Annotated in this window: 27 protein-coding genes; 15 read left to right on the plus strand and 12 right to left on the minus strand. The window is 66.6% G+C overall.

Annotation, left to right across the window (positions count from 1 at the left end; genetic code table 11):
* Positions 1 to 3: 3 nt before the first annotated feature.
* From OG394_RS21250 to OG394_RS21260, 3 genes are all read right to left on the minus strand, one after another.
* Entirely contained in the window at positions 4 to 879 is an 876-nt protein-coding gene (locus tag OG394_RS21250; RefSeq protein WP_328988756.1) for a serine protein kinase RIO, read from the minus strand.
* 147 nt (positions 880 to 1,026) lie between these two features.
* The gene (locus OG394_RS21255; RefSeq protein ID WP_328988757.1) at positions 1,027 to 1,737 is read right to left on the minus strand and encodes an NIPSNAP family protein; all 711 of its coding nucleotides are present in this window, start codon (positions 1,735 to 1,737) and stop codon (positions 1,027 to 1,029) included.
* A gap of 82 nt (positions 1,738 to 1,819) precedes the next feature.
* Positions 1,820 to 1,963, minus strand: coding sequence for a GPGG-motif small membrane protein (locus tag OG394_RS21260; protein ID WP_328988758.1), 144 nt, complete (start codon positions 1,961 to 1,963; stop codon positions 1,820 to 1,822).
* A 174-nt stretch (positions 1,964 to 2,137) separates the two neighbouring features.
* Between OG394_RS21260 and OG394_RS21265 the strand changes: the two genes are divergently transcribed.
* The 4 genes from OG394_RS21265 (at position 2,138) to OG394_RS21280 (ending at position 4,671) form a co-directional block, all read left to right on the plus strand.
* Positions 2,138 to 3,103, plus strand: coding sequence for a TIGR03557 family F420-dependent LLM class oxidoreductase (locus tag OG394_RS21265; protein WP_328988759.1), 966 nt, complete (start codon positions 2,138 to 2,140; stop codon positions 3,101 to 3,103).
* A gap of 154 nt (positions 3,104 to 3,257) precedes the next feature.
* Positions 3,258 to 3,407, plus strand: coding sequence for a hypothetical protein (locus OG394_RS21270; RefSeq protein WP_328988760.1), 150 nt, complete (start codon positions 3,258 to 3,260; stop codon positions 3,405 to 3,407).
* 139 nt (positions 3,408 to 3,546) lie between these two features.
* Complete coding sequence (locus tag OG394_RS21275) at positions 3,547 to 4,512, plus strand: hypothetical protein (RefSeq protein WP_328988761.1); 966 nt, start codon at positions 3,547 to 3,549, stop codon at positions 4,510 to 4,512.
* Between the two features lie 15 nt (positions 4,513 to 4,527).
* Positions 4,528 to 4,671 (plus strand): hypothetical protein, encoded by a 144-nt coding sequence (locus OG394_RS21280; RefSeq protein WP_328988762.1) that lies wholly within the window; start codon positions 4,528 to 4,530, stop codon positions 4,669 to 4,671.
* Between the two features lie 163 nt (positions 4,672 to 4,834).
* Here OG394_RS21280 and OG394_RS21285 read toward each other — a convergent pair whose 3' ends face one another.
* Both OG394_RS21285 and OG394_RS21290 read right to left on the minus strand, forming a co-directional pair.
* A complete protein-coding gene (locus OG394_RS21285) occupies positions 4,835 to 5,161 on the minus strand; it encodes a plasmid stabilization protein (protein WP_328988763.1) in 327 nt (108 codons plus the stop codon).
* A 121-nt stretch (positions 5,162 to 5,282) separates the two neighbouring features.
* Positions 5,283 to 5,738, minus strand: a complete 456-nt coding sequence (locus OG394_RS21290; RefSeq protein WP_328996854.1) for a hypothetical protein — start codon at positions 5,736 to 5,738, stop codon at positions 5,283 to 5,285.
* Between the two features lie 249 nt (positions 5,739 to 5,987).
* On the opposite strand from OG394_RS21290, the gene OG394_RS21295 reads away from it, so the two are divergent.
* The 3 genes from OG394_RS21295 to ku all read left to right on the plus strand — a co-directional run bounded on the left by OG394_RS21295 (position 5,988) and on the right by ku (position 8,151).
* The gene (locus tag OG394_RS21295) at positions 5,988 to 6,164 is read left to right on the plus strand and encodes a CsbD family protein (RefSeq protein ID WP_328988764.1); all 177 of its coding nucleotides are present in this window, start codon (positions 5,988 to 5,990) and stop codon (positions 6,162 to 6,164) included.
* 92 nt (positions 6,165 to 6,256) lie between these two features.
* Positions 6,257 to 7,195, plus strand: coding sequence for a hypothetical protein (locus OG394_RS21300; protein WP_328988765.1), 939 nt, complete (start codon positions 6,257 to 6,259; stop codon positions 7,193 to 7,195).
* Positions 7,196 to 7,242: 47 nt separating this feature from the next.
* On the plus strand, positions 7,243 to 8,151 hold the full coding sequence (gene ku / locus OG394_RS21305) for a non-homologous end joining protein Ku (protein WP_328988766.1): 909 nt from the start codon (positions 7,243 to 7,245) through the stop codon (positions 8,149 to 8,151).
* Between the two features lie 184 nt (positions 8,152 to 8,335).
* Here ku and OG394_RS21310 read toward each other — a convergent pair whose 3' ends face one another.
* Entirely contained in the window at positions 8,336 to 9,184 is an 849-nt protein-coding gene (locus OG394_RS21310) for a hypothetical protein (protein ID WP_328988767.1), read from the minus strand.
* Between the two features lie 129 nt (positions 9,185 to 9,313).
* A complete protein-coding gene (locus OG394_RS21315; RefSeq protein WP_328988768.1) occupies positions 9,314 to 9,667 on the minus strand; it encodes a VOC family protein in 354 nt (117 codons plus the stop codon).
* Positions 9,668 to 9,685: 18 nt separating this feature from the next.
* On the opposite strand from OG394_RS21315, the gene OG394_RS21320 reads away from it, so the two are divergent.
* The gene (locus tag OG394_RS21320) at positions 9,686 to 10,144 is read left to right on the plus strand and encodes a GNAT family N-acetyltransferase (protein ID WP_328988769.1); all 459 of its coding nucleotides are present in this window, start codon (positions 9,686 to 9,688) and stop codon (positions 10,142 to 10,144) included.
* 3 nt (positions 10,145 to 10,147) lie between these two features.
* Here OG394_RS21320 and OG394_RS21325 read toward each other — a convergent pair whose 3' ends face one another.
* A complete protein-coding gene (locus OG394_RS21325) occupies positions 10,148 to 11,437 on the minus strand; it encodes an MFS transporter (RefSeq protein ID WP_328988770.1) in 1,290 nt (429 codons plus the stop codon).
* Between the two features lie 94 nt (positions 11,438 to 11,531).
* Between OG394_RS21325 and OG394_RS21330 the strand changes: the two genes are divergently transcribed.
* Together OG394_RS21330 and OG394_RS21335 are read left to right on the plus strand one after the other, a co-directional pair.
* Entirely contained in the window at positions 11,532 to 12,005 is a 474-nt protein-coding gene (locus OG394_RS21330) for a MarR family winged helix-turn-helix transcriptional regulator (protein ID WP_328988771.1), read from the plus strand.
* On the plus strand, positions 12,005 to 14,116 hold the full coding sequence (locus tag OG394_RS21335) for a thiamine pyrophosphate-dependent enzyme (protein ID WP_328988772.1): 2,112 nt from the start codon (positions 12,005 to 12,007) through the stop codon (positions 14,114 to 14,116). Before OG394_RS21330 ends, OG394_RS21335 begins: the two co-directional genes overlap by 1 nt.
* On the opposite strand, the gene OG394_RS21340 is transcribed toward OG394_RS21335, so the two are convergent.
* Positions 14,117 to 14,611, minus strand: a complete 495-nt coding sequence (locus OG394_RS21340) for a J-domain-containing protein (RefSeq protein WP_328988773.1) — start codon at positions 14,609 to 14,611, stop codon at positions 14,117 to 14,119.
* Positions 14,612 to 14,749: 138 nt separating this feature from the next.
* Between OG394_RS21340 and OG394_RS21345 the strand changes: the two genes are divergently transcribed.
* Both OG394_RS21345 and OG394_RS21350 read left to right on the plus strand, forming a co-directional pair.
* Entirely contained in the window at positions 14,750 to 16,291 is a 1,542-nt protein-coding gene (locus tag OG394_RS21345; protein WP_328988774.1) for an aldehyde dehydrogenase family protein, read from the plus strand.
* 4 nt (positions 16,292 to 16,295) lie between these two features.
* A complete protein-coding gene (locus OG394_RS21350; protein WP_328988775.1) occupies positions 16,296 to 17,453 on the plus strand; it encodes an NAD(P)/FAD-dependent oxidoreductase in 1,158 nt (385 codons plus the stop codon).
* Here OG394_RS21350 and OG394_RS21355 read toward each other — a convergent pair.
* From OG394_RS21355 to OG394_RS21365, 3 genes are read right to left on the minus strand one after another with little or no spacing between them, the layout of a single operon-like run.
* Positions 17,450 to 18,304, minus strand: coding sequence for an alpha/beta fold hydrolase (locus OG394_RS21355; RefSeq protein ID WP_328988776.1), 855 nt, complete (start codon positions 18,302 to 18,304; stop codon positions 17,450 to 17,452). The two genes, OG394_RS21350 and OG394_RS21355, sit on opposite strands and share 4 nt — an antisense overlap.
* A gap of 15 nt (positions 18,305 to 18,319) precedes the next feature.
* Positions 18,320 to 19,345, minus strand: coding sequence for an ABC transporter substrate-binding protein (locus tag OG394_RS21360; protein WP_328988777.1), 1,026 nt, complete (start codon positions 19,343 to 19,345; stop codon positions 18,320 to 18,322).
* Between the two features lie 55 nt (positions 19,346 to 19,400).
* Positions 19,401 to 20,408, minus strand: a complete 1,008-nt coding sequence (locus OG394_RS21365; RefSeq protein WP_328988778.1) for a LacI family DNA-binding transcriptional regulator — start codon at positions 20,406 to 20,408, stop codon at positions 19,401 to 19,403.
* Positions 20,409 to 20,563: 155 nt separating this feature from the next.
* On the opposite strand from OG394_RS21365, the gene OG394_RS21370 reads away from it, so the two are divergent.
* The 3 genes from OG394_RS21370 to OG394_RS21380 are packed head-to-tail and all read left to right on the plus strand — an operon-like array spanning position 20,564 to position 23,807.
* Positions 20,564 to 22,033 carry an ABC transporter substrate-binding protein gene (locus OG394_RS21370; protein WP_328988779.1) on the plus strand — a complete coding sequence of 490 codons (1,470 nt, stop codon included), beginning with the start codon at positions 20,564 to 20,566 and terminating at the stop codon, positions 22,031 to 22,033.
* Positions 22,033 to 22,968: a carbohydrate ABC transporter permease gene (locus OG394_RS21375; protein WP_328988780.1), complete on the plus strand. Its 936-nt coding sequence runs from the start codon at positions 22,033 to 22,035 to the stop codon at positions 22,966 to 22,968. The genes OG394_RS21370 and OG394_RS21375 overlap by 1 nt, the downstream gene beginning before the upstream one ends.
* Positions 22,968 to 23,807 carry a carbohydrate ABC transporter permease gene (locus OG394_RS21380; RefSeq protein WP_328988781.1) on the plus strand — a complete coding sequence of 280 codons (840 nt, stop codon included), beginning with the start codon at positions 22,968 to 22,970 and terminating at the stop codon, positions 23,805 to 23,807. Before OG394_RS21375 ends, OG394_RS21380 begins: the two co-directional genes overlap by 1 nt.
* Positions 23,808 to 23,814 lie beyond the last annotated feature (7 nt).

A 23,814-nucleotide genomic window follows, 5' to 3' on the forward strand; every position in this document is an offset into this window, starting at 1 on the left:
CGATCAGAAGACCTGCACGAGGAGATCGGCGAACAGCTCCTGGTCGTCGATCTCCAGACCACGCGAGGTGAACCACGCGGCCATGTTTCGGCAGTCCCGCATGAGGAATTCCATGCCCTGCGGGTTGCCGACCACGTCCACCACCTGAGGCAGATCGATCATCACGATCCGGTTGCCCTGGGCAAGGACGTTGTACGGCGACAGGTCTCCGTGCGCGAGGCCTGCCCGGGCCAGCTCGCGCATACCGTGGCGGACCTGCTCGAAGTACGACGCGAGCAGGTCGCCCTTCGGACGGGTCTGCGCTAGCCGTGGTGCGGCACCACCCTGGCCGTCGTCGATGAACTCCATCAACAACTCGGTGCCGTCGATCTGGACGGGATACGGAACCGGCACACCGGCGGTCCAGAGCCGGCACAACGCGTTCCATTCGGCGTACGCCCATTGACCGGAGGCCACACTGCGGCCGTGTTCGGTCTTCTTGGCCATGGCGCGGCTGTCCCGGCTGTTCCGGGTCCGCCGCCCCTCGACGTACGACGTGCTGCGGTGGAACGAGCGATGCTCCTCGGTCCGGTACCGCTTGGCCGCGAGCAACGAGCTCTTGGCCGGGTCGGCACCGATCGCCTCGACGGCCCGTTCGACCAGGAAGACGTCCGCTTCCTTACCGGTTTTGAGGATGCCGAGCTCGGTATCGATCGCCGCCTGTGCCGTCACAACCCAGTCGGGCCGGGGCTCCGGGCCGCGAGAACCGCGCTCGACATCCAGCCAGGTGGACCATCGCTGCCCCGCCGCCAGGTCCTCTTCGACCTGCTGGAACTGGAACTGGAACGGGTCGCTGGATTCAGAAAACTCGTAGTTGGTGCTGAAAACGTCCGAAGACATCAGGTGAACTCCTGAGATGAGAAGCGATACGGGCGCGGGCATGCCGCAGCACACTGATGGCCATCCGTCACCCCTCCTCATCTCACGCAGCCTGTTCGGCCGCACTGCCCGCAACTGTCCCCTACACCGCCGCTCCCCGCAACTGATTTAACGCAGGGCCGATCGCGCCGTCGGGCTCAGGCGCAGATGCTGGGGCGGAGCGACCGAGATCCGGTCGATCTCAGGCTGGATCTGGTCGCGCCAGATCGCCGACGAGGCCAGCCACCGGCAGTGCTCGTCGTACGACGCAAAGTCCGCGAAAGTGGTGAGCCAGACCAGCACGGACTCGTCCCGCAGCGGCAGGGCCGGGAAGTTGTTCTCGGCCGGGAAAGTCTCGAAGAGGGCGATTGGGCGAGCGCCCGCCTCGGCCAGCACCGGCTCGATCTGCGTGTTGAAGAAATCAGCGAAGCCGTCGGAAAGGTCCCTGCGGTGGTAGACCGCGCCCGCCACGATCGTGCTTGGGATGTCGACGGCACCGATCGGCGGCCGCTCCGAGCCAGGAACGGGATAGCCGGTTCGCAGCTCTAGAGGCGTGAGCAGCAAGGCGTTGTCGGAGTCGAGCATGGTCTCGTTGGCGGCTCGGCTGTGCGCTTTCCAGATCGGCCCACCGTAAAAGTCGCTCAACGCCAGCCCCCGGGCCTCATAACTCTCGAAGGCGCGCAGCCAGACGAATCGATCGGGATCGTCGAGATCGCGGAACTGCCCGACGAGATGCATGCCGGACGCTTCCTGGCCCTCGACGAAGTGCTCATCGAAGACGTCGATCAGGTCATCCCGGCGGCCGGGGTGAAGCGTGTACTGCCTGAGGTCAACCAACATGACCACAGTAAAGCCGGAAACGCTGACACCTGCTGTCAGCGTTCCGCACAGAAACGCTGACAGCAGGTGCGAGACTTCTTGGTCAGTTGAAGATGCTGACGCCACCAGGTCCGACCAGCAGACCCACGATGATCAGCAACGCACCCGCCAGGATCTGCCCCCGGACGAGCGACACGATTCCCGCGATGACGAGGATCGCCGCGATGATCCAGAGCACAGTAAGCATGGTCGTTCTCCTTCAATCCGGCCGTCTCTGGTGAGACGGCGATGGGCCCCGAGTAACTGCCCCGTGCCTGCTTCCGGTGCCCGCCGATCCCCGATGGCAAACGCCAGGCTTGGGGAGGCGGAGGTGGGGAACCGGGAACACAACGAGATCGAGCATCGAGCGAGGAGGCACACGGTGAAGATCGGATACTTCCTGTCCAGCGAGGAGTACACGCCTGCTCAGCTGATCGAACAGGCGCGGCTGGCGGAGGACGCGGGTTTCGACGGGTTGTGGATCAGCGACCACTACCACCCGTGGAACGACGAACAAGGCCAGAGCGCGTTCGTCTGGTCTGTCATCGGCGCGATCTCCCAGGTGTGCGAACTACCGGTGACCACGGCGGTCACCTGCCCGACCGTGCGGATCCACCCGGCCGTGATCGCGCAGGCCGCCGCGACCAGCGCCGTACTGCTGAACGGGCGGTTCCGGCTCGGCATCGGTTCCGGTGAGGCGCTGAACGAGCACATCCTCGGTTCGGTCTGGCCGACGGTCGAGGTACGGCTGGAGATGCTCGAGGAGGCCGTCGAGATCATGCGCCGGCTCTGGACCGAGGACTTCGTCTCGCATCACGGCAAGCACTACACGGTCGACACCGCGCGGATCTATACCCGGCCGGACTCGCCACTGGAGATCTACATGTCGGGATTGGGGCCGAAGGCAATCGATGTGGCCGCGCGGATCGCCGATGGGTACATCACCACGCAGCCGAATCCCGAACACCTGAAGCGATTCCGCGACAATGGTGGCGGTACCAAGACGGCTCAAGCGGGGTTCAAGGTGAGCTACGCGCCGACCGTCGACGAGGGTGTCGAGCAGGCCCATCGCATCTGGGCGAACTCGGGCCTACCGGGCGAGCTGGCGCAGGTGCTGCCCTCCCCGAGGCACTTCGAGCAGGCCGCCAAACTGGTCACGCCGGAGCAGACGGGCAAGTCCGTCGTCTGTGGACCGAAGGCCGCGGATCACGTGGCCGCGTTCAAGCCGTACGTCGAGGCCGGGTTCGACGAGATCTACGTGGCGAACATGGGCCCGCATTCGGTCGACATGCTGAAGCTGTACGGCAGCGAGGTGCTGCCGGAGCTACGCCATGCGGGCCGACTCTAGTAGTTGAGCCGCGCAGCAGGTAGTGCGCCGGTTGAGGCCACCGCGTGTTCGTACGTCGACAACACCCGGGGCCGGGGCGATTACGACAAACTGCATGTCCATTACTGACCCTCAGGAAGTCTGACACCATGAGCACTGACCCGGAGGTGAAGCGATGCGCACAAAGATTGCTCAGCTGTTGGCCGTCACGCTCTTCGGCCTGATCGCCTGTACGACGGCCGCGGCCTGCACCGGCTCAGGCAGTCACCCGGTCTGCGCCGCGAGTCCGACCATGTCTGACGAGGAGCGCGACAAGAAGTGCTGATCGCCGCCGACCGCCTGCATTGCAACTAGCTGCAATGCAGGCGGTTGGATGGTGACAGTGAGTTCTCAGCGCAGTTCACTTGCCGCAGCCGGCCGCCGCCAACAGGCTCCCTGCACGGCCGGCGAGGGAGGAATGCGCCATGAGAGCAAGGATTCTCGCCGTCGCGACAATGATGGCCGGCAGCACCTTGATCGGTGCTGCCGGTCCGGCTGTCGCCGCCGTTCCGCCGGAGTGTGCCGACTCGGCCCAGAAGCTGGCCGCACTCGGATCGGTGGCTGAAGTCGCCGTACCGGCAGTGTGCGTGCCCGTCGGGGCATCGGTCATGGTGGGTGGATTCGCCCTGAAGGTCCCGCCGGCAGGCGAAGGGGTCGGTGTCTACGACTCGCTCGAGGAAGGTGTGGACCGGCTGGCCGGAGTCGAGGTCGAATCGGGCGATGGAGTGCTCACCGCGAGGGCCGATGGAGCCGGAGATCCGGCTGAGGCGCCAGGCAAGCTGGCAGGCCCTCCAGCGGCTTGTTCGGACACTGCGCGGGCCTGGTCCGGCAAGCGGAACAACGGCTACGAGTACTTCGTCTCCTCGGCTGTGCTGGATGACGGAGTCACCTACCAGATGTTCCTCGACGAGGTGAAGTTCGCCGCCGCCACCATCGACACCGGCCGCAACGACTGTGGTCTGGGGACCGGTGGCCTCGGCATCAACATCACTCACAAGGGCTCGACGACGCTACGAGCCGCCAACGTCGACGGTAGTTGCCCCGGCAGCGACAGTTGGGACGTGATCGACTTCGGATCGCTGCCGGCCGGAGTGCTCGGCCGGACCTGCACCCGCTATACGATTGTCCCGTTCGCTGACGACCGGATCGTCGAGGCCGACGTCCGGCTCAGCAACCGGGCCGCCTGGTTCCGGACGCTCCCGAGTGGTTGCTACAACCGGTATGAGATGGCCGGCGTGCTCACCCACGAGTTCGGTCATGTGTTCGGCATGGATCATGTCAGTGAGTCGAGTCACGGCTTCCTGACCATGAGCACGATCGCGACGCCCTGTTCCTACGTCGACAACACGTGGGGCCGCGGCGACTACGACAACCTCCATGTGCACTACTGATCCAGAGGTGATCCGATGCGGGTAAGGCTGGCTCAACTGTTGGCGCTCACGCTGTTCACTCTGCTTGCCTGCGTCGCGTGCGGCTCCGGCAGCGACGACGCCTGCGCGGCGACCCCAACGCCGACCATGTCGGAGAAGGAAGCCGACAAGAAGTGCTGAGCGCCCGTTCGGCGGTCAGCCAGGGGCCGCAGGCAACGATATGACCGACGGCGGGAGTTTTGTGGATTCGCCGTTTCCCCTGCCTGGTAAAGCGAAAGTGCTTCACCGCACATTCGTCAGGAACACGTCTGACCGGTCGACCCGCCCCCGGGGACTGGGTCACTCAGCGTCCGACCGCTCGGGCCAGCTCGGACTTGTTCATCTTCGAACGGCCCTTGATGCCCTTGCGCTTGGCGTCGGCGTAGAGCTGTTCCTTCGTCCGGCCGCCGGAGCCCTTGTGTGAGCGCTGACCGCCGCGCTTGCTCGAGGACATGTCGTGGGTGGAGGTGCGGCTCTTCTCCTTCGCCTCACCGGAGCGGGCGCGTTCCTTGTTGACCGTACGGGCCGCGATCTCTTCCGCGGTGTCCTCGCTCCGGCCACGCTTCTTCAGCCCGCCCTTGATGTGCTCGTACTGGCGCTCGCGCTTCTTGCTCCAAGCATCCTGAGGCATGTCTCCCACTCCTCCCGACTACTAAGAGCGTTCCGGTACCCGAGGGGTTCGAGCTCAATCCACGTCCAGCAGCCGTATGACGGAACGCTCCAGCGTGCCGTGCACGGACGGCCGGGTCAGGTCATGCGACCCGGCCCGCCGAATGGCCCTCGCGATCGTCCGACCTCGTTCGAACTGGTAGATCACGCGCGGATCGACGTACGACCGGCGGGTCACGGCCGGGGTGTTGCCGAGCTCTTCGGAGACCTCCGCGAGCATCGCCTGGATGGCCCGCTGGGTCGCGCGTTTGCTGCTGGGCGGTTCCATTCCGGCCAGGACCACGGCGGCGTACACCGTCGCATGCCAAGTCCGGAGGTCCTTCAAGAGCAGCTTCGCCTGCCGGACGCAGACGTCGCTGCGGAGCAAGGTGGCGGCACCCCGGGCTGCCGTACTCGTCCGCGTACTGCGTGCCGCCGGTGCGGAACACGCCGTGGTCGAGCATGCGCAGCGCCACCGCCAGGATCCGCTCGCGCTCGAGCCCGGACTTGGCGAGATCGGCTGCGACCTTGTGGCGGAAGGCAGGCAGTCGGCGGACCAGGCGCCGTACCCGCTCGTGCGGATCCGCTCGAGGATTTCGGGGTCAGTGACGGGGCTGCCGTGGGCGTCCAGATAGGTGAAACCGCGGCCGTGGCCCTTCCTGGTCAGGCCCGGTTCGTCCACCTTGCTTCGTCGCAACCGCATGGCCGTCCGGTACCCGGGCGGCGTTCGTTATCCGGGCGTTGAGATACATGGTTCGGGGAGTTGTGGGCACAGCGGTGGCAAGGATTCATCCACCAAGGAGGAACCGATGGGTATCGGGGACAAACTGAAGAATGTTGCCGAAGAAGCCAAGGGCAAGATGAAGGAAAAGGCCGGCGACGCCACGAACAACGAGGACCTGCAGGCCGAGGGCCAGTTCGAAGAGAGCAAGGCCGATCTGAAGCAGGCCGCCGAGAAGGCTAAGGACGCCTTCGACAATCGCTGACACCCGTCCACGCTCGACCGCATCTCTGTCTGGGTGCGGTCGAGCTGTCTGTTTAGCGGCGTTCTCCGGAGTCGGTTCGCTAGTGTCGGGACATGGACTTCGATGAGGCGGCCAGCGAGCTCTACGGCGTACCGGCGGGCGACTTCATCAGCACCCGCAACGACCTGGCCAAGCGGCTGAAGGCAGACGGCGACGCGCTCGGTTCGGCCCGGTTGAAGGCCCTGCGCAAGCCCACGGTGGCGGCCTGGGTGGCGAACTTGCTCGCCCGGGAGAAGCCCGACGAACTCGACGACCTGCTTGCCCTGGGCGACGAGTTGCGCGAGGCAACGGCCGACCTGGACGGCGAACGCCTGCGCGAACTCACCCCACGCCGCCACCAGCAGACCGACGTACTCGCCAAAGCGGCCCACCAGCTCGCGAGTGACGCGGGCGTGAAGGTCAGCGCGGACGTCGGCCAGAAATTGCGCGAGACCCTCGACGCGGCCCTGATCGACCCGGCCGCGGGCGAGGCGGTCCGCGAAGGCCGGTTGAGCAGCGCCTTGCGCCATGTCGGGTTCGGCGTGGTCGACGAGAGCGGCGACCCGTCCAACGTCATGCCGCTCACCGATGAGCGCCGCCAGCGGGCGAAGGAGCGGCGTACGGCCCGCTCCACCTCGGCGCGTGCTGCCTCGCCTGCCTCGGCGGGTGCTGCTGATGCCGTTGAGGTTGAGGCGGATGACGAGGCGGCGGCGCGGGAACGGGCTGAGCGGGAAGAGGCCGAGCGGCAGGAGGAGGAACGCCGCGAGGCGGAACGGGCGGAGGCGCAGCGCGAGGCGGATGAGGCGGTTGCCGCCGCGGAGGCCGCCGAGTCCACCGTCGAGGAGCTGACCGGCGAGCTCGCGTCGGCCCGGGAGGCGCTGGAGGCGGCGCAGGACGAGGTCCGCCGCCTCGGTGACGCGGTGGACGAGGCGCGCAAGGAGGCCCGCGCCGCCCAGCAGACCAGCCGGGACGCGCGCAAGCGGCTGAACCGGCTCGGGCGCAGGCTTTCTTGAATTCGGCCTGAGCGGGTACCGGCCCGGCAGACGAAAGGGGTGCCGCGATGCCACGCGCGATCTGGTCGGGATACATCACGTTCGGGCTGGTCTCCGTACCGGTCGGGTTGTTCAGTGCGACGTCGGAACACGAGGTCGACTTCCACCAATTCCAGCGTGGTACGTCGGACCGGATCCGGTACAAGCGGGTGAACGAGCGCACCGGTCGCGAGGTCGACTTCGACAAGATCGTGAAGGGGCACGACGTCGGCGGCGGCGAGTACGTCATCGTCGAGCCGGACGAACTGGACGACATCGCCCCCGGGCGCTCCCGCTCGCTGGAGATCTCGCGGTTCGTCGACCTGGACGAGATCGACCCGATCCACTTCCAGAAGAGCTACTACCTCGCGCCGACCGACAAGGACAACACCAAGTCGTACGCCCTGCTCCGCGACGCCCTCGCGAAGACCAACCGGACCGGCATCGCCAGTTTTGTCATGCGGGGCAAGGAATACCTGGCCGCGATCCGGGCCGACGGCAAGGTACTCGTACTGGAAACGATGTTCTTCGCCGACGAGATCCGCGATCCGGGCGATATCGGCTCGCTGCCCACGAAGACGACCGGCAAGCAACTCGCGATGGCAACGGACCTGATCGAGGCGATGAGCGGAACCTGGCGCCCGTCCGACTACCACGACAGCTACACCGAACGCGTCATGAAGCTGGTCGAAACCAAACGCAAGGGCAAGGAAGTCGTCATCAACGAGGAAACTCCCGAAGCCACCCACACCGACGACCTGGTAACCGCCCTCCGCGCCAGCGTAGAAGCCGCCCGCTCCCGCCGCTCCACCCCCACCAAGAAGCCCACCACCCCTTCGAAGAAGACCACCACCAAAAAGTCCACCGCGCCAAAGAAGACCGCCACCAAGAAGTCCGCGGCAAGAAAGACCACCACCCGCAAGAAAGCCGCCGCCTAGCAGCCAGTCGGCGACAAACTCAAGAGCGCAGGGTTGGGGACTAGGGCCACGCCGTGTACGGCGTCCCGCGCTCACCACGGTCCGGCAGCACTTCAAGCCCTCGGGCCGCGGCCGCCTTCCTTTGTCCGCGAGTGGTCGCATCTGGTCCCTCGCGCGAGCGGAGCCGGCTATGAGCGGAGGGGCGCTATTCGCTCTTGCGGAGGAGGAAGGCGCCGGGGTCGGCGGGGGCACCGGCGTCCAGCCAGCGGCGGAAGCCTTCGGGGTTGAGGCGTTCGAGTTCGTTGAGGCATAACCGGCGGACTTCGGCGACGGTTTCGCGCTCGTGGGGATCGCTCGTACGGCGTAGGGCGATTCCGCTCTCGCGCCAGACCCGGCAAAGCTCCTCGACCGACATCCCCGCGTCGCCAACGCCACCCGCCAGCGAGTCCGCCCCCGAAGCGCCCGAGCCAGCGCCACCCGAGCCAGGCCTACCCGAGCCGGATCGCCCCGATCCCGATCCCGTTCCCGGCAGGTCCGATCCCGCCACGTCCGGGTTGGGTGCGCCGGAATCGGACAAGCCGGACTTCTTTGGCGGGCGTGGGGAATTCGGGCCGTCGGCGCTTGTGGGTTTGTCGGCCGGGTGACGTTCGGGCGGGTCGTCGGCGCTGGGGCGCAGTCCTGGTGGGAGGTTGTCGAAGAGGTCCGGCGGCTGCGGGCGGTTCCGTCTGAGCAGGTCGACGACCACCGCGATAGTCGCGAAACAGATGGCGACGAGCCAGCCGGCCGCACCCCACGTCAGCAGGCGAATCACCCCCGGCAGCGCGAGCACACCACCGGCGGCGACCAACGCCACCAGCAACGGCGGCCCGTACGACGACTCGACCGCGACGGATCGCACCACCATCGCGGCCGGCCAGACCAGGCAGAAGACGATCGCGAGCAGGAGTAGCGATCCGAACGGCCCGATCACCAGTACCCCGGCCAGACCACCCGCGATGGCACAACCGACCGCGGCGGCGATTGCGCTACGTCGTACCCTCGGGCCCGGCCACATGTCAGCCGGACCGGGTGATGGACACGGTGGGCATGACTTGCACCTTCTGACCAGGAAAGACTGCTGCTCGAGACAAACTGCTGCGATATCCGAGAGCCGTACCCGCCCTCGCCGCCACGTAAACGACGCTCACTGGTCGTGCTGGATAACGCAGAACTCGTTACCGTCCGGATCCAGCAGCACGATGAAATCGTGGTCATCGGGATACGGCCAGTCGTCCGGTTCGGTCGCGCCGAGTTCAAGCAAACGCTCGACGTGACGGTCGCGTTCGGACGTGTACAGGTCGAGGTGTACCGGTGCCGGGTCGGACGGAATCTCCTTCGCCTGATAACCGAGCGCGGCCGTCCAGAAGGCGGCGGCGCGGTCCAGATCGGTCACGTTCACGACCACCGTCGCGAGGTGCAGATCCCCGACCTCGTTCATCGTCTCGTCCTCTCGCCCCGGGATCCCGGGCCGGTACCCAGCACCCGAATCCCGATGCATCCCTGGCATTCTGAGCCGATGTCTTCCGTCCTGATCCGACCGCGCGTTGATGACGATCTGCCGGCGTGTGTCGAGATCCTGCGCAAGGTCCACGACACCGCCGCCTATCCGCTCAACTGGCCTAACGACCCCACGGCCTGGATCACACCAGACGACGCCCTCGGCATTTGGGTCGCGACAGCGGACGGCCAAATCGCGGGCCACGTCGCACTTGCGGCGTACGGCGAAGGGACCCGGGTCGAGCGCCTGTACGTCGACCCGGCTGCTACCGGGCGAGGGCTTGGACGCGAACTGCTGGGCCACTGCGTCATCAATGCGCGGGAGCTCGGGAGGGAACTCACGCTGGAGGTCGCGGACAACGGCGACTCGGCGATCGCGTTGTACCGCCGGGCGGGTTGGCGCGAGACCGGACGCGGACCCGTCGCCTGGGGAGGCGACCGGGTCCGCGAGGTCGTCTACTTCACCGCACCGGACTGACCGCTAAGCGGCAACCTCCACCGGGTCGGGGGTGATGGCGTCGAGGGGATGTGCGAGTTCGTCGGCCTGCATGCGACCGAGCCAGAGGGCGATGAGGCAGGCGATGACCGGGCCGATACCGGCCGCGACGAAGACGGCAGTGACGCCGAACAGGCTGCTGGCCGGACCGGCGAGCGCCATCGATACCGGCATCAGCAGCAACGAGACGAAGAAGTCGAGGCTGGAAATCCGCCCGCGCAGGTGATCGGGGATGCGGCGCTGCAGCAGCGTCCCCCAGATCACCATCCCCACCGACATGGTCGCGCCGACGATCGCGGCACCGATCGCCATCTGCCAGACCTCACCCGCGATCCCGAGCAGGACGAACGGCGCCGAACCGAACCCCCACACCAGCATCATCACCGTCATGTACCGCCGGGGCAGCCGCCGCGAGGAGATCGCCAGCGCCCCGATCGCCCCGCCGATACCGAACGCGGCGAGCACGAAGCCGTACGCACCCGCGCCGCCACCGGTCTGATCCAGGATCGCGAACGGCAGCAGCACCTCCATCGGCCCGAGGATGAACAACACGAACGCCGTACCGAACAGCAACGACGCCAGCAGCCAGCGCGTCTTGCGAACGTAGCCCCAGCCTTCGCGGAAGTCCGCGGCGAGAGCGGCGATACCCGTCTTCTGGTCGTCGGCCGCAGCCGCGGCGGGCGCCGGTCGGACCTGCATGGCCAGAACGCAAGCGGCCGAGAAGAAGTACGTCAGGCCGGCAACGAGGATCGCGACACCCGGTGAGAGCGTTGCGACGGCGATACCGCCAAGGGCCGGGCCCGTCGCTTGTTGCGCGAGTGGGCGCAACGTGCCTTCAAGTCCGTTGGCCGCGAGCAGTTCTTCCTCCGGCAGTAGTCGCGGCACGAGCGCGGTGTACGCCGGGATCAGGAACGCCTCGCCCGCGCCGATGATCACGGCGCCTACGGCCAGGTGCCACACCGCCAGCACTTCCGTGAATGCCAACGCGGCGAGCATGACCAACACGACGCCGCGAACGGTGTCCGCGGCGACGATCACCGTTCGCTGCGACAACCGGTCGGCCGCGATTCCGCCGAACAGCACACAGGTGACCAGACCCACGCTGTACGCCGTGGTGACGACCGACAGTTGGACCGGACCACCACCCAACTCGATCACCTGCCAGGCGAGCGCCACCAACCAGAGGCCACTGCCGATCAGCGCAACGGCCAGGCCCATCCACAGCAACCGGTAGTCCCGGTGCCGCAGCGGCCGAACCGCTCTCCACTCCGCCATGCTTCACACCTCAAGAGTTCACGTGTCAACTATTTACACAAGGACCGTATGCGCGAACAGTTCACGTGTCAACAGTTGCCATTACACTTCCCCCATGGCCACCAAGTCGTCCGCGGACCAGTTGACCGCCTGGCGAGCGTTGTACCGCGCTGACACCCTGCTCTTCGCTCAGCTGGACAACACGCTGAGGGCGAACGCCGACATGTCCTATTTCGAGCGCGAGGTGCTGTCCGAGCTCGACCTGGCCGGCGGCCGGCTGCGAATGGCTCCACTGGCCGAGCGGCTGATGCTCTCCCGCAGCGGCACCACCCGATTGGTCGCGAAGCTCGAGGAGAAGAACGGCTGGGTCACCCGAAGCGCCTCCCCTGACGATCGCCGCGCCACCTGGGCAGAGCTGACCGACGACGGCAAGGCGGCCCTCGCGAAGGCGGCGCCGATCGTGGACGCAGTTGTCGCGGCCTTCTTCGCGGACCGCCTCAGCCCGGCCGAGCTGCGTCGCTCGGCCAATATCCTGAACAAGCTCGCCGATGCCAACCAAGGCATCACCATGGTCGAATGTGACGTCTGATGCCCCAACTCGACGACCTCTTCGCCCAGCGCGTCCACGCCCTCGAGCCCGGCAGCTGCGAGCTCCCGGCCGAGCGGTTGCTCGCGCTCTTCGACGCGCAACTCGCGAGCCGGCACGCGGATCTGGCGGCTCGCTGGCTGCAGTCACAAGGCCAGGGGTATTACACGATCGGCTCGTCCGGCCACGAGGGTAATGCCGCCGTCGCCGCCGCGCTGCGCCCGACCGATCCGGCCTTGCTGCATTACCGTTCAGGCGCGTTCTACCTGGCCCGCGCGGCCCAGGCCGGCGTCACCGACGGCGTTCGCGACATCCTGCTCGGCGTGGCCGCGGCGACCAGCGAGCCGATTTCCGGCGGCCGGCACAAGGTCTTCGGGCGGCACGACCTCGCGGTGATTCCGCAGACCTCCACCATCGCGTCCCATCTGCCGCGCGCCCTCGGCGTCGCCTTCTCGATCGCCCGCGCGACCAAACTCGGCGTACCGTCGCCCTGGCCTGCCGATGCGCTGGTGGTGTGCAGTTTCGGCGACGCCTCGGCCAACCACTCGACGGCCACCGGCGCGATCAACGCGGCCCTGCACGCGTCGTACCAAGGTCTGCCGATCCCCCTCCTCCTGGTGTGCGAGGACAACGGGATCGGGATCAGCGTGCCGACGCCGGCAGACTGGATCAAGCACGCCTACGGTCAACGCCCGGGCCTTCGCTACTTCGAGGCCGACGGCTTCGACCTTGCAGAGGCACTGCGAGTGGCAACCGAGGCGGCGGAGTTCGTACGGCATGCCCGGCGGCCGGCGTTCCTCCGCCTGCGGACCGTCCGCCTGCTCGGGCATGCCGGGTCCGACGTCGAAACCGCATACCGCACACCGGCCGAGCTCCTCGCGGACGAGGAACGCGACCCACTCCTCGGTACGGCGCGCCTGCTGATCGGTTCCGGCGCCTGCACGGCGGATGAGGTCGTACGGCGCTACGAAGCCAAACGTACCGAGGTGATGGGCATCGCCGCCGACGTTCTCGGTTCGCCACAGCTCGACTCGGCAGCAGCCATCGCGGCACCCCTCGCCTATCCGAAGGACGTGCAGGCGCCTGCCCCGAAGGCCCGTACCGCGGAGCGGATGACCCTCGCGCAGGCGGTCAATCGCGCGCTGGCGGAAGGCCTCGCGGCGTACCCGGAAATGATGGTCTTCGGCGAGGACGTCGGTCGCAAGGGTGGCGTGTACGGCGTAACGCGCGGGCTGCAGAAGAAGGCCGGCGCGGCACGGGTCTTCGACACGTTGCTGGACGAGCAATCGATCCTCGGCCTCGCGCTCGGCGCCGGGGTATCCGGCCTGCTGCCCGTGCCGGAGATCCAGTACCTGGCGTACTTGCACAACGCGGAGGACCAGCTTCGTGGCGAGGCGGCGACGCTCAAGTTCTTCTCGAACGGCCAGTACCGCAATCCGATGGTCGTGCGGATCCCGGGATACGGCTACCAGAAGGGGTTCGGCGGCCACTTCCACAACGACGACGCGATCGGCGTCCTGCGGGACATCCCGGGCATCGTGATCGCCTCACCGGCCCGGCCCGACGACGCCGCGGGCATGCTCACCACCTGCCTGGCGACCGCGCGGGCCGAGGGCACGGTGTGCGTATTCCTCGAGCCGATCGCGCTATACCACCGACGCGATCTGCGCACCGAGGGCGATGAAGGGTGGCTGGCGGAATACCCGGCCGAGCAGGTGCCGCTCGGGCGTGGGCGTACGCACGGAGACGGTCACGATCTCACGTTGGTGGCCTTCGGCAACGGTCTGGCGATGAGCTTGCGGGTGGCGGAGGACCTCCGCCAGCAGCGAATCGGCGTACGCGTGCTCGATCTGCGGTGGCTTGCGCCGTTGCCGGTGGAGGACTTGTTGCGGGAGGCAAGTATTACCGGACGCGTGCTCGTGGTTGACGAGACTCGGCGCTCTGGCGGGGTCTCCGAAGGCGTACTCGCGGCACTCGTCGACGGCGGCTATACGGGGCGGATGGCGCGCGTTACCAGCGACGACTCGTTCATCCCGCTGGGCGCTGCCGCCAACCACGTGTTGTTGGCGGAGTCGACCGTCGAGGGCGCCGCGTTGCGCCTACTCGCCGAATAGCTACTCGCCGAAGAGCGCCCGGCGCCACCAGGTCTTGCGTTTCGGCTCGGCCGCCAACGCCGCCGCCGCGGTCTCGGCCTGCTGCCGACGGGTCTCGCGGGCCTCTTGCCACTCCGCGACCACCTTTTCCACGTCAACCTGCGCGACCGCGACCCACGGCCCGGTGCCGAACCTGATCCAGTCCTGCACCCGCTTGTTGATGCCCTCGACGTGATCGCGGACCTGCTGTTCCTTCCAGAGCGGTTTGACCGTCTCCGAAAGGTGCTCGATCTCGCGGCGCAGCTTCAACGGCTCGGGCAGCAGTTCCTCGGTCGGAATGCCCTCGCGTTTGATGAGGCTCTTGGCCCACCAGTCGGGATCATGTGGCTCGCCCAGGCCCGGAATCGGCTTGCCCGCGCCCTCCAGATCATCGAAGGCGCCAGACCGTTCGGCATGCTTGAGCTGCTGCTCGGTCCAGGTCTCGAAACTCATCCCGGGCGGTTTGCGCTGGGTCATCCGCACCTCACCTGTCGATCCGACACGGTTCTGGAACGCTTCCAGTTTACCGTTATCCACAGGTCAACCGGACTGGGGTTGCGAGCCGGTGCCGGGTGACGGAGGCTGGGCGCACTCAGTCGTCGAGAGGACTCACCCGTGACCAGCATCCTGTCCGTCGTGGCCGGCCAGCGGATCGGCGATCCCGTCCGCACCGTGCCGTCGACCAATCCCGCCAACACCGCCGACGTGCTCGGCACCATCGGCCTCGCGCGCCCGGACGACTTCGTCCGCGCGGCTCGAGCGGCCAAGGCGGCACAGGCGGGCTGGGCGGCGCTGCCCGCACCCCAACGCGGCCAGGTAATAGCGAACGTCGGCCGCCTGATGACCGCCAACAAGGACCGCCTTGCCGCGATCGTCACGCGCGAGATCGGCAAACCGCTGGCCGAAGCGCTCGGCGAGGTCCAGGAGATCATCGACACCTGCGACTTCTTCATCGGCGAGGGGCGTCGCCTCTACGGGCAGACCGTGCCGTCGGAGATGCCGGACAAGCAGCTGTTCACGTTCCGCCGCCCGGTCGGCGCCGTCGCGGTGATCTCGGCCGGCAACTTCCCGGTCGCCGTCCCTTCTTGGTACATCGTGCCCGCCCTGCTCTGCGGCAACACCGTCGTCTGGAAGCCCGCTGAGTACTCCGCGGTCTGCTCCGACGCCTTCTATGAGATCTTCGCCCACGCCGGCGTGCCGGACGGCGTGCTCAATGTCGTGTACGCCGATGGGCCCGACACCTTCGCGGGGCTCGAGCAGTCGCTGATCGCCGGGTTGATCGACAAGGTCGGGTTCACCGGTTCCAGCGAGGTCGGGACGCGGATCGGCGAGCTGTGCGGGCGCCACCTGCAGACCGCGTGCCTCGAGCTCGGCGGCAAGAACCCAATGGTCATCACGGAGGACGCCGACCTCGATCTGGCCGTCGAGGGCGCGCTGTTCTCCGGCTTCGGCACGGCCGGTCAACGCTGTACGTCGCTCGGCACGGTGATCGTGCACGAGTCCGTCCACGATGAGTTCGTACGCCGCTTCAGCGCGGCCGTCGCTTCGGCGGCCATGGGCGATCCAACGCAGGACGTGTTGTTCGGGCCCCTGCTGGACGAGAAGTTCGCCGCCGGCTTCGAGAAGTCGCTGGGCTGGATCGCGGCGCACCACCAGGTCATCGGCACCACCGGCCGGGTCGGCGCGGACAACCCGCGTGCCGGTTTCGTCGGATCACCCGAGGCCGGGTTGTTCTACCACCCGGTCGTCGTCGACGGCGTGCAGCCTGATGACGAGTTGTTCCTGAACGAGACGTTCGGCCCGATCGTCGGTATCACGACGTATCGGACGCTCGACGAGGCGATTGCCCTGGGCAACAAACCTGGTTACGGTCTGTCCAGCTCGATCTACACCACCGACCCGAACAAGGCCTTCCGGTTCGCGCAGGGCATCTCGGCCGGCATGGTCAGCGTCAACAACTCGACCTCCGGCGCCGAGGCGCATCTGCCGTTCGGCGGTAACGGCAAGTCCGGGAACGGCTCGCGGCAGAGCGGTATCTGGGTGCTGGACCAGTTCACCCGTTGGCAGTCGATGAACTGGGACTACTCGGGCAAGTTGCAGAAGGCCCAGATGGATACCGAGACGGTCGAGGCCGATCTCGCCTTCCGGCTGGCCTGAGCCGATGAGCACCCCGCTGCCCTCCCGCGCCGACGTGGTTGTGGTCGGCGGCGGGGTGATGGGCACGAGTATCGCGTTCCACCTGGCAGAAGCCGGCGTTCGCGATGTCGTACTGGTGGAGCGCGACAGCCTCGGCTCGGGCTCGACCTGCAAGGCCGCTGGTGGCGTCCGGGCCAACTTCTCCGACCGGCTCAACATCGCCCTCGGCGCTCGCAGTCTGGACTTGTTCCACCAGTTCGCGGAGCGGCCCGGGCAAGAGATCGACCTGCGGACTCCGGGCTATCTCTTCCTACTATCGCGGCCGGAAGACGTCGCGTTGTTCGAGGCGAGCACCACTTTGCAGAACGAGGCTGGTCTACCGACCCGGATGATCAGCCCGGCCGAGGCCCACCGCTTGTCCCCGTTGATCTCGACCGACGGTCTACTCGCCGCCTGCTTCTCGCCGTCGGACGGGCACTGCACGCCAGAATCGGTCGTCCTCGGGTACGCCGCCGCCGCGCGCCGCCTCGGCGCCGTACTGCGCACCGGATGCGAAGTGCTGGATATCGATGCCGTGGGCAACGAAATCCGGCGGGTCGTCACCAACCAGGGCGTGATCGAGACGTCTACCGTGATTTGCGTGGCGGGCGCTTGGTCGGCGTCTGTTGCGGCGATGGCCGGGGTCGAATTGCCCGTCACGCCGTTGAAGCGGCAAGTGCTGATCACCGAGGCGATACCGGGGTTGCCGCCCGAGTTGCCGATGACGATCGACTTCAGCAGCTCGTTCTACTTCCACGGCGAAGGGCAAGGCCTACTGCTCGGCATGTCCGATCCAGACCAGCCGCCCGGATTCGACCTCGCGCAGACGGACACGTGGTTGCCGGGCCTAACCTCGGCAATGGAACGACGCGCCCCGGCGATCCTCGATGCGGGCGTGGCGTCGGGATGGGCTGGCCTCTACGAGATCACGCCCGACCACAACGCGTTGATCGGCGAGGCCGAAGGCGTCAACCGCCTGCTCTACGCGACGGGCTTCTCCGGCCACGGCTTCCTGCAAGGCCCAGCCGTCGGCGAGGTTATCCGCGACCTCTACCTAGGCCGTACCCCCTTCGTCGACGTCACCCCGCTCGACGTCCGCCGCTTCCACAACACCACCCAACGCCGCGAACTCAACGTGGTCTAACGCGGATCGAGGATGGCCTCGGCCAGGCGCTCGGGGTACTCCAGCGGCGCGAAATGGCCAACTCCGTCAACGAATTCAAGCGTGGCATCGGCGAAGTAGTCGTCCAGCCGGTCGGACCATTCGCGCGGGAACAACGGGTCGAACTCGGGCCACAGAACAGTGGTGGGTACGGCGATCCGCTCCTCCCGGGCGGGCGTCGTTTCGGCCGCCGAGGTGGCAACGGCGCCCGAGCCGGCGCGGTACCAGTTGAGCGAGGCGACAAACGCGCCCGGCTCGGCGTACACCTCGACCAGGTGATCCAGATCCGCCTCGGACGGGGTATAGCCAGGGCCCGACCAGTGCTGCCAGAAGTAGCTCAGGTACGCCCGCACGGCCTCGGGTTTGCCGTCGACCAACTGCTCGGCGAGATCCAGCTGATGGAACGCCTGATACCAGAACTCCCGCTGCGGCTGGACCCCGAACACCCGCGACCCGATCCCCGGCACGGGCGGCGCGATGACCAGCCTTGCGACCAGCTCCGGCCGGGCCTTCGCGATCGCCTGCGCGACACGACTACCAACGTCGTACCCGACGACCACCGGACGCTCCAACCCCAGCTCGTCGATCAGCCCGGCAACGCTCCGCGCCTGGCCAATCGCGCTGTACTGCTCGGCGGGATCGGCCTCATGCTTGCCGGACGCCCCGAATCCCCGAAGATCCGGCACCACAACATCCCGATCGCCGAGCAACGGCACCAACGCGCGATAGTCGGTCCGATCCCCCGGCCACCCATGCAACAACACCACCGGCGACCCGCTACCAACCCGGTCGTACGCCAACTCGAACCCGTCAACCGCCGCGCTCCGCCTCATGCACGCAATTGTGATCTAGGGGGTGGTGAGGTATTTCTCTAGGTCGGTGAGGGTGGCTTGGGCGCCGAGGGGGCCTAGGCCTAGGAACCAGACTTCGTCGTCTACGTGGACGGCTTTGCCTGCTTTGACGACCTTGAGGGCGGACCAGAGTTTGCCGTTGACGACCTTTTGCTCGGCCGAGTCCTTCGCGCCGGACTGGGTGGACCAGAAGAGGCGGTCGGCGTCGGCCTGGGTGATGTTCTCCTCGGAGATCTCGACCGCGAGGTCCTCGACATCCTGGATCTTCGGGCGCGGAAGCCCGATGTCCTTGAGGATGACGCCGATGAAGGACTTGTTGCCGTACAGCCGGATCGTGCCGCCCGGGCGGAAACGCACCAGCGAGATCGTCGGCGAGCCGGTGACCTTGGCCTTCACCTCGTTGGCGCGCTTCTGGTAGTCGTTCAGCACCTGGACCGCCTTGGTCTCCTCGCCCAGCGCCTCGGCGGCGAGCAGGAAGTCCTCCTTCCAGGGGAAGCCCGGGCGGATGCTGAAGACGGTCGGCGCGATCGCGGACAGCTCGTCGTACAGGTCGTTGGCCCGGAGCTTGCTGCCGAGAATGAGGTCGGGCTTGAGTTTGGCGATGCCCTCGAGGTTGAGGTCGCTGACCGTGCCGACTGCCTGGATACCGGAGGCCTTGTCCGCGAGGTAGGCCGGTACGCCGATCTGGCCGGTGTTGACGCCCATGCCGACCGGGGTGACGCCGAGCGACAGGACGGCGTCCAGCTCGCCACTGTCGAGTACGACGACCCGCTCCGGCTTCTTGTCGAGTTTGGCCTCGCCGAGCGCGTGCTTGACCGTACGCGGGAAGACGCCCGCCTCGGCGTCCGAACCGAGCTTGGCCGTCTCCTGGTCGGCGGTCGCGAACAACCGGCCACCGGTCGCCACGTCGGTATCGCCGACACCCGAGTCCGGCTGCTGCTCGGCGCTACCACAGCCGGCCAGCACCAGCGCAAAAGCGACCAGACCGACAACGCCACCGGTCAAACGATTGGTCCTGATCACGAACGAGACTCCCAACTAAGTACAAAGTATGGCGAGCCTTACCTTAGGTGAATCGTCAACGAACCGACGAACCGGTCGTATCCCGGACGCGCAACTCCATCGGCAGATACCGCGGCTCAGCGTCGTACCCCTCGGTGAGCAGCAGCTCGAGCATCTCCCCCGCCTGCCGCCCGAGCTGGTCCCGCGGCACGGACACCGTGGTGAGGTTCGAATGGGCCACCCGGTCCAGCGAGATGTCGTCGAACCCGGTCACCGACACCTCACCCGGTACGTCGACACCGAGCTCGCGCAGCCGCATCAGCGCGCCGAATGCCACCAGATCGTTGTACGTCACGATGGCCGTCACGCCTTCGCCAAGGACGCCGGCGACCTCGTCGTACCCGGCCTGGCTGGTCGAACCGCAGGGCACCACGGTCACCTCTAGACCGAAGGCCTTCGCGCCGGAGAAGGCGCGGATGCGTTCGGCGTTGGCCCACGAGGCGGGCGGCCCGGCCAGGTAGACCGCGCGCCGGTGGCCGAGTTGGGCGAGGTGTCCACAGATGGCGGTCATTCCGCCGTGGAAGTCGACCGAGATCGACGGCACCGACAGGCCTGGTACGACCCGGTTGAACAGCACCATCGGGTGGTCGCGCGCGGCGAGCTCGGCGAGCTCCGCACGCGTCATCCGCGGCGAGCAGAGCAGGACGCCATCGCAGCAGCGCATCAGGTCCTCGACGAGGTCGTGCTCGACCGACGGATCCTCGTCGGACTCCATCACCAACATCCGGCGCCCGTGCGATCGGGCGACGGCGGAGACGGCCTTGAGCACGTCGGGGAAGTACGGATTGGCGAGATCGGGCACCAGCACGCCGATCGTCTCCCACTGGCCTCGGGCGAGACCTTGGGCGGCGGCGTTCGGCCGGTAGCCGAGCTCGGCGACGGCTTGTTGCACGCGAAGCGCGAGCGAGGAGTCGACTCGGGCCGTTCCGTTGAGGACGCGCGAAACGGTGGCCGGGGATACGCCGGCGGCCGCGCCGACATCGGTGATGGTGACGCGGGCGGATCGCGCCGGCCGGTTCTGCACCCGCTCAGCGTAGCCCAGACGAGAAAGCGGTTGCCACAGCCGCTCAAAGAATTCTGAAACCGCTTTCAGACGAACCCTTGTCCACCACCCGCGACCGGGTCTATGGTCACCGGCAAGCGCTTACCCCCAGCAGCTCCTGCCCCTGAGGAGGGCTCATGAAGGCACTACGCCGTGCCGCCACACTCACGCTGACCGTGGCCCTGACGACGGCGCTGATCGCGGCCTGCGGCACGGACCCGGACGGTCCGAACGCGAGCAGCAACGGCCAAATCACGCTGAAGATCTGGGACTTCTCCGCCGAACAGGTCGACTTCCACAAGGCCGTCGCGGCCGAGTACCACAAGTCGAACCCGAAGGTGAAGATCGAGTGGCGCTCGATCACCCAGGACGAGTACGCCAAGACGCTGCCGCTGGCCTTCCAGAGCAAGCAGGCGCCGGACATCTTCTACTGGAGCGACGGCGGCCCGATGAACATGGGCCAGCTGCTCACCCAGCAGTGGATCAAGCCGTTGCACCCCAGCGGCAAACCGCCGGAGGACTTCCTCAAGCGATGGCCGGCCGGTTCCTTCATCGAGGGCATCAACCAGTCGGACGGCAAGACGTACGGATTCCCGTTCTCGGAGAACCTCTACTGGGGTCCCGGCTACATGTACCTCAACAAGCAGGTCTTCCAAGAGGCCGGACTCGACACGAACAACCCGCCGAAGACCTGGTCCGAACTCAAGGCGGCCTGCGCCAAGGTCAAGGCCAGCACGAAGTCGGAGTGCATCGCGTCGCCGAGCAAGGGCCGCGAACTCCAGCGCATCTACTTCGCCCTCGCCTCCGGCGTACGGTCCGACCTATTCTTCGACCTCAAGACGGGCAAGTTCGCACTGGACGACGCCCCTGCGCTGAAGACGTTCGAGTTCATCCAGGACCTCAACAACAACGGCTACCTGGCCCCGGGCACGAACGACAAGAACTTCTCCCGCCAGCAGTTCGCGGCGAATCAAGCGGCCATCTACTTCGACGGCACCTGGATGCCGAGTGTGTGGAAGAGCCAGGGGTTCAGCAACGACAAGTACGCCGTGGCGCCGCACCCCAACCCGGACGCTGGTGCAACCGGTGCGCTCTCGCGGCAGCAGGACGGCAACAAGTACTGGATCAGCTCGCAGACGCCCAACCACCAGCAGGCCTGGGACTTCCTGAACTGGATGACCGATCCCGAGGGCTACTTCGTCAAGGAGTACTACAACCAGGGCTTCGGCACCTTGGCTTTCACGGACAACAAGAAAATGGTCACGGATCCGGCCATCCAGCAGATCATGAAGATCGCCGAGACGCCGGGCTTCCGCGTGAACGTGCCGGTGCCGGTGCTGAAGTGCCCGGATATCGCCAAGTCCAAGGCCTATCTCGAGGCGACCGGCAAACGTCCGTCGGGTGAGTACGAGGCGATGGTCGAGGCCTTGGTCGGCAAGAAGCCGCTGGCACCTCTCGCGAGCGCCCTGGTCCAGGAGCGGCAGACGACGTTCGAGAACAAGCTCAAGGAGGAGGCGGCGGCCGGGCTGAAGGTGTCGAAGGACTGCTACACCTTCCCCGACTGGGACTACACCGCTGACTTCGGGCTGGACAAGTACAAGCGCTGATGGCGACCACTACCGACACCGGCCGTGAACGGGTCCGGGGATTCGACCGAGTCTGGATCTTCGTCTTCCTGGGCCCGTTCCTGCTGCTGTACTTCGGATTCACGCTGTGGCCGTTGGTTGCCACTGTCTACTATTCGTTCTTCGACTGGTCCGGGATCGGGCCGATCGACAACTTCGTTGGCATGGGCAACTACGGCTCAATCCTGAACGACAAGCTGTTCTGGCTGGCCGTGGTGAACACGTTGATCTTCGCCGTGCTCAACACCGTGATCAAGTTGCCGCTTTCCTTGCTGATGGCAATCATCCTGACGCGCAAGTGGCTACGCGGCACGAAACTGTTCCGCACAGTGTTCTTCGCGCCACTGATCATTCCGGTCGCGATGGCCGGCCTGATCTTCACGTACCTGCTGAACCCGTCCAACGGCGCGCTCAACGCCCTGCTGCTGGACCTGCATCTCGTCGACAAGCCGGTCGACGTGTTCGCGGGCCGGTGGAGCGCGCTGACCGTGATCGTGCTGGTCTCGATCTGGCAGATCTTCGGCCAGTACATGATCTATTGGATGGCCGCGTTGCAGAACGTGCCCGAAGAGCTCTACGAGGCCGCCGATATCGACGGCGCCAGCGAATGGCAGAAGGCCACGCAGATCACCTTGCCGATGATCAAGCCGGTCGCGGTGGTGATCCTGCTGCTCGCGCTGGTCAACGCGATGCACGTGTTCGGCCTGGTCGTCACGCTGACCGGTGGCGGCCCCGGTACCAGCACGTACGTCGTGTCGTACTTCATCTACCAAGAGGCCTTTGGCAGCGTGCCATTCGCGTACGGCTACGCGTCTGCCGCGGCGCTGCTCTTCTCGGTGATCGCGTTCGTGCTGGTCACCAGCCAGGGCATCTTCGTCCGCCGGGCCCAGAAACTCAGGAAGGAGTACGGCGTCTGATGCGTCCCTCGAGTCGTCGCGCCCTGCGCAACAACGCCGTCGCGATCCCGATCCTGCTGGTGATCAGCCTGATCTGGATCTACCCGTTCCTGTGGACGATCTCGGCCGCCTTCAAAACCCAGGGCGGTCTGTTCACCGGTGGCGCGAGCCTGATCCCGGATCAGCTCAACTTCGACAACTTCGCCCGGGCCTGGGTGAACGCGGGGTTCTCGCAGTACTTCGCGAACACCGTGCTCTACTCGGTCGTCTCCACGTTCATCGAGCTGGTCAAGTCGGCCCTGTGCGGGTATGTGCTCGCGCGATTCGACTTCCCCGGCCGGGTTTTGCTGCACCGGTTGATCATCGCCACGCTGTTCATCCCGGTGGCCTCGATCATCATTCCGCAGTTCGTGCTGGTGCAGCAGCTCGGCCTGCTGAACACACGGGCCGGCGTGATCCTGGCGATGTCCGGATCGGCCGGAGCCCTTTATGTATTGATGTTCACGGGGTTCTTCGCCAGTGTCCCGAGTGACCTGTTCGACGCGGCCAAGCTGGACGGCGCGGGCTTCCCGCGTACGTTCTGGCTGATCCTGCCGCTGGCCAAACCGGTCATCGCGGTCGTCGTGATCTTCCAGTTCGTCAGCAACTGGAACGAGTTCAACATCCCGCTGGTGTTCACGTTAGGCCAACCAGAGTTGCAGAACCTTGCCGTCGGCATGCTCTCGTTCAAGGGCGAGCACGCCGTCGACTGGACCGGTTTCGCCGCCGGTATGACCATCTCCTTCGCTCCCATGCTGATCGTCTTCCTGTTGTTCCAGAGCTACTTCGTGCGCGGCCTCGCCGGCGCCACCAAGGGGTGATCCCGTT

Source organism: Kribbella sp. NBC_01245, assembly GCF_036226525.1.
GTDB lineage: Bacteria > Actinomycetota > Actinomycetes > Propionibacteriales > Kribbellaceae > Kribbella.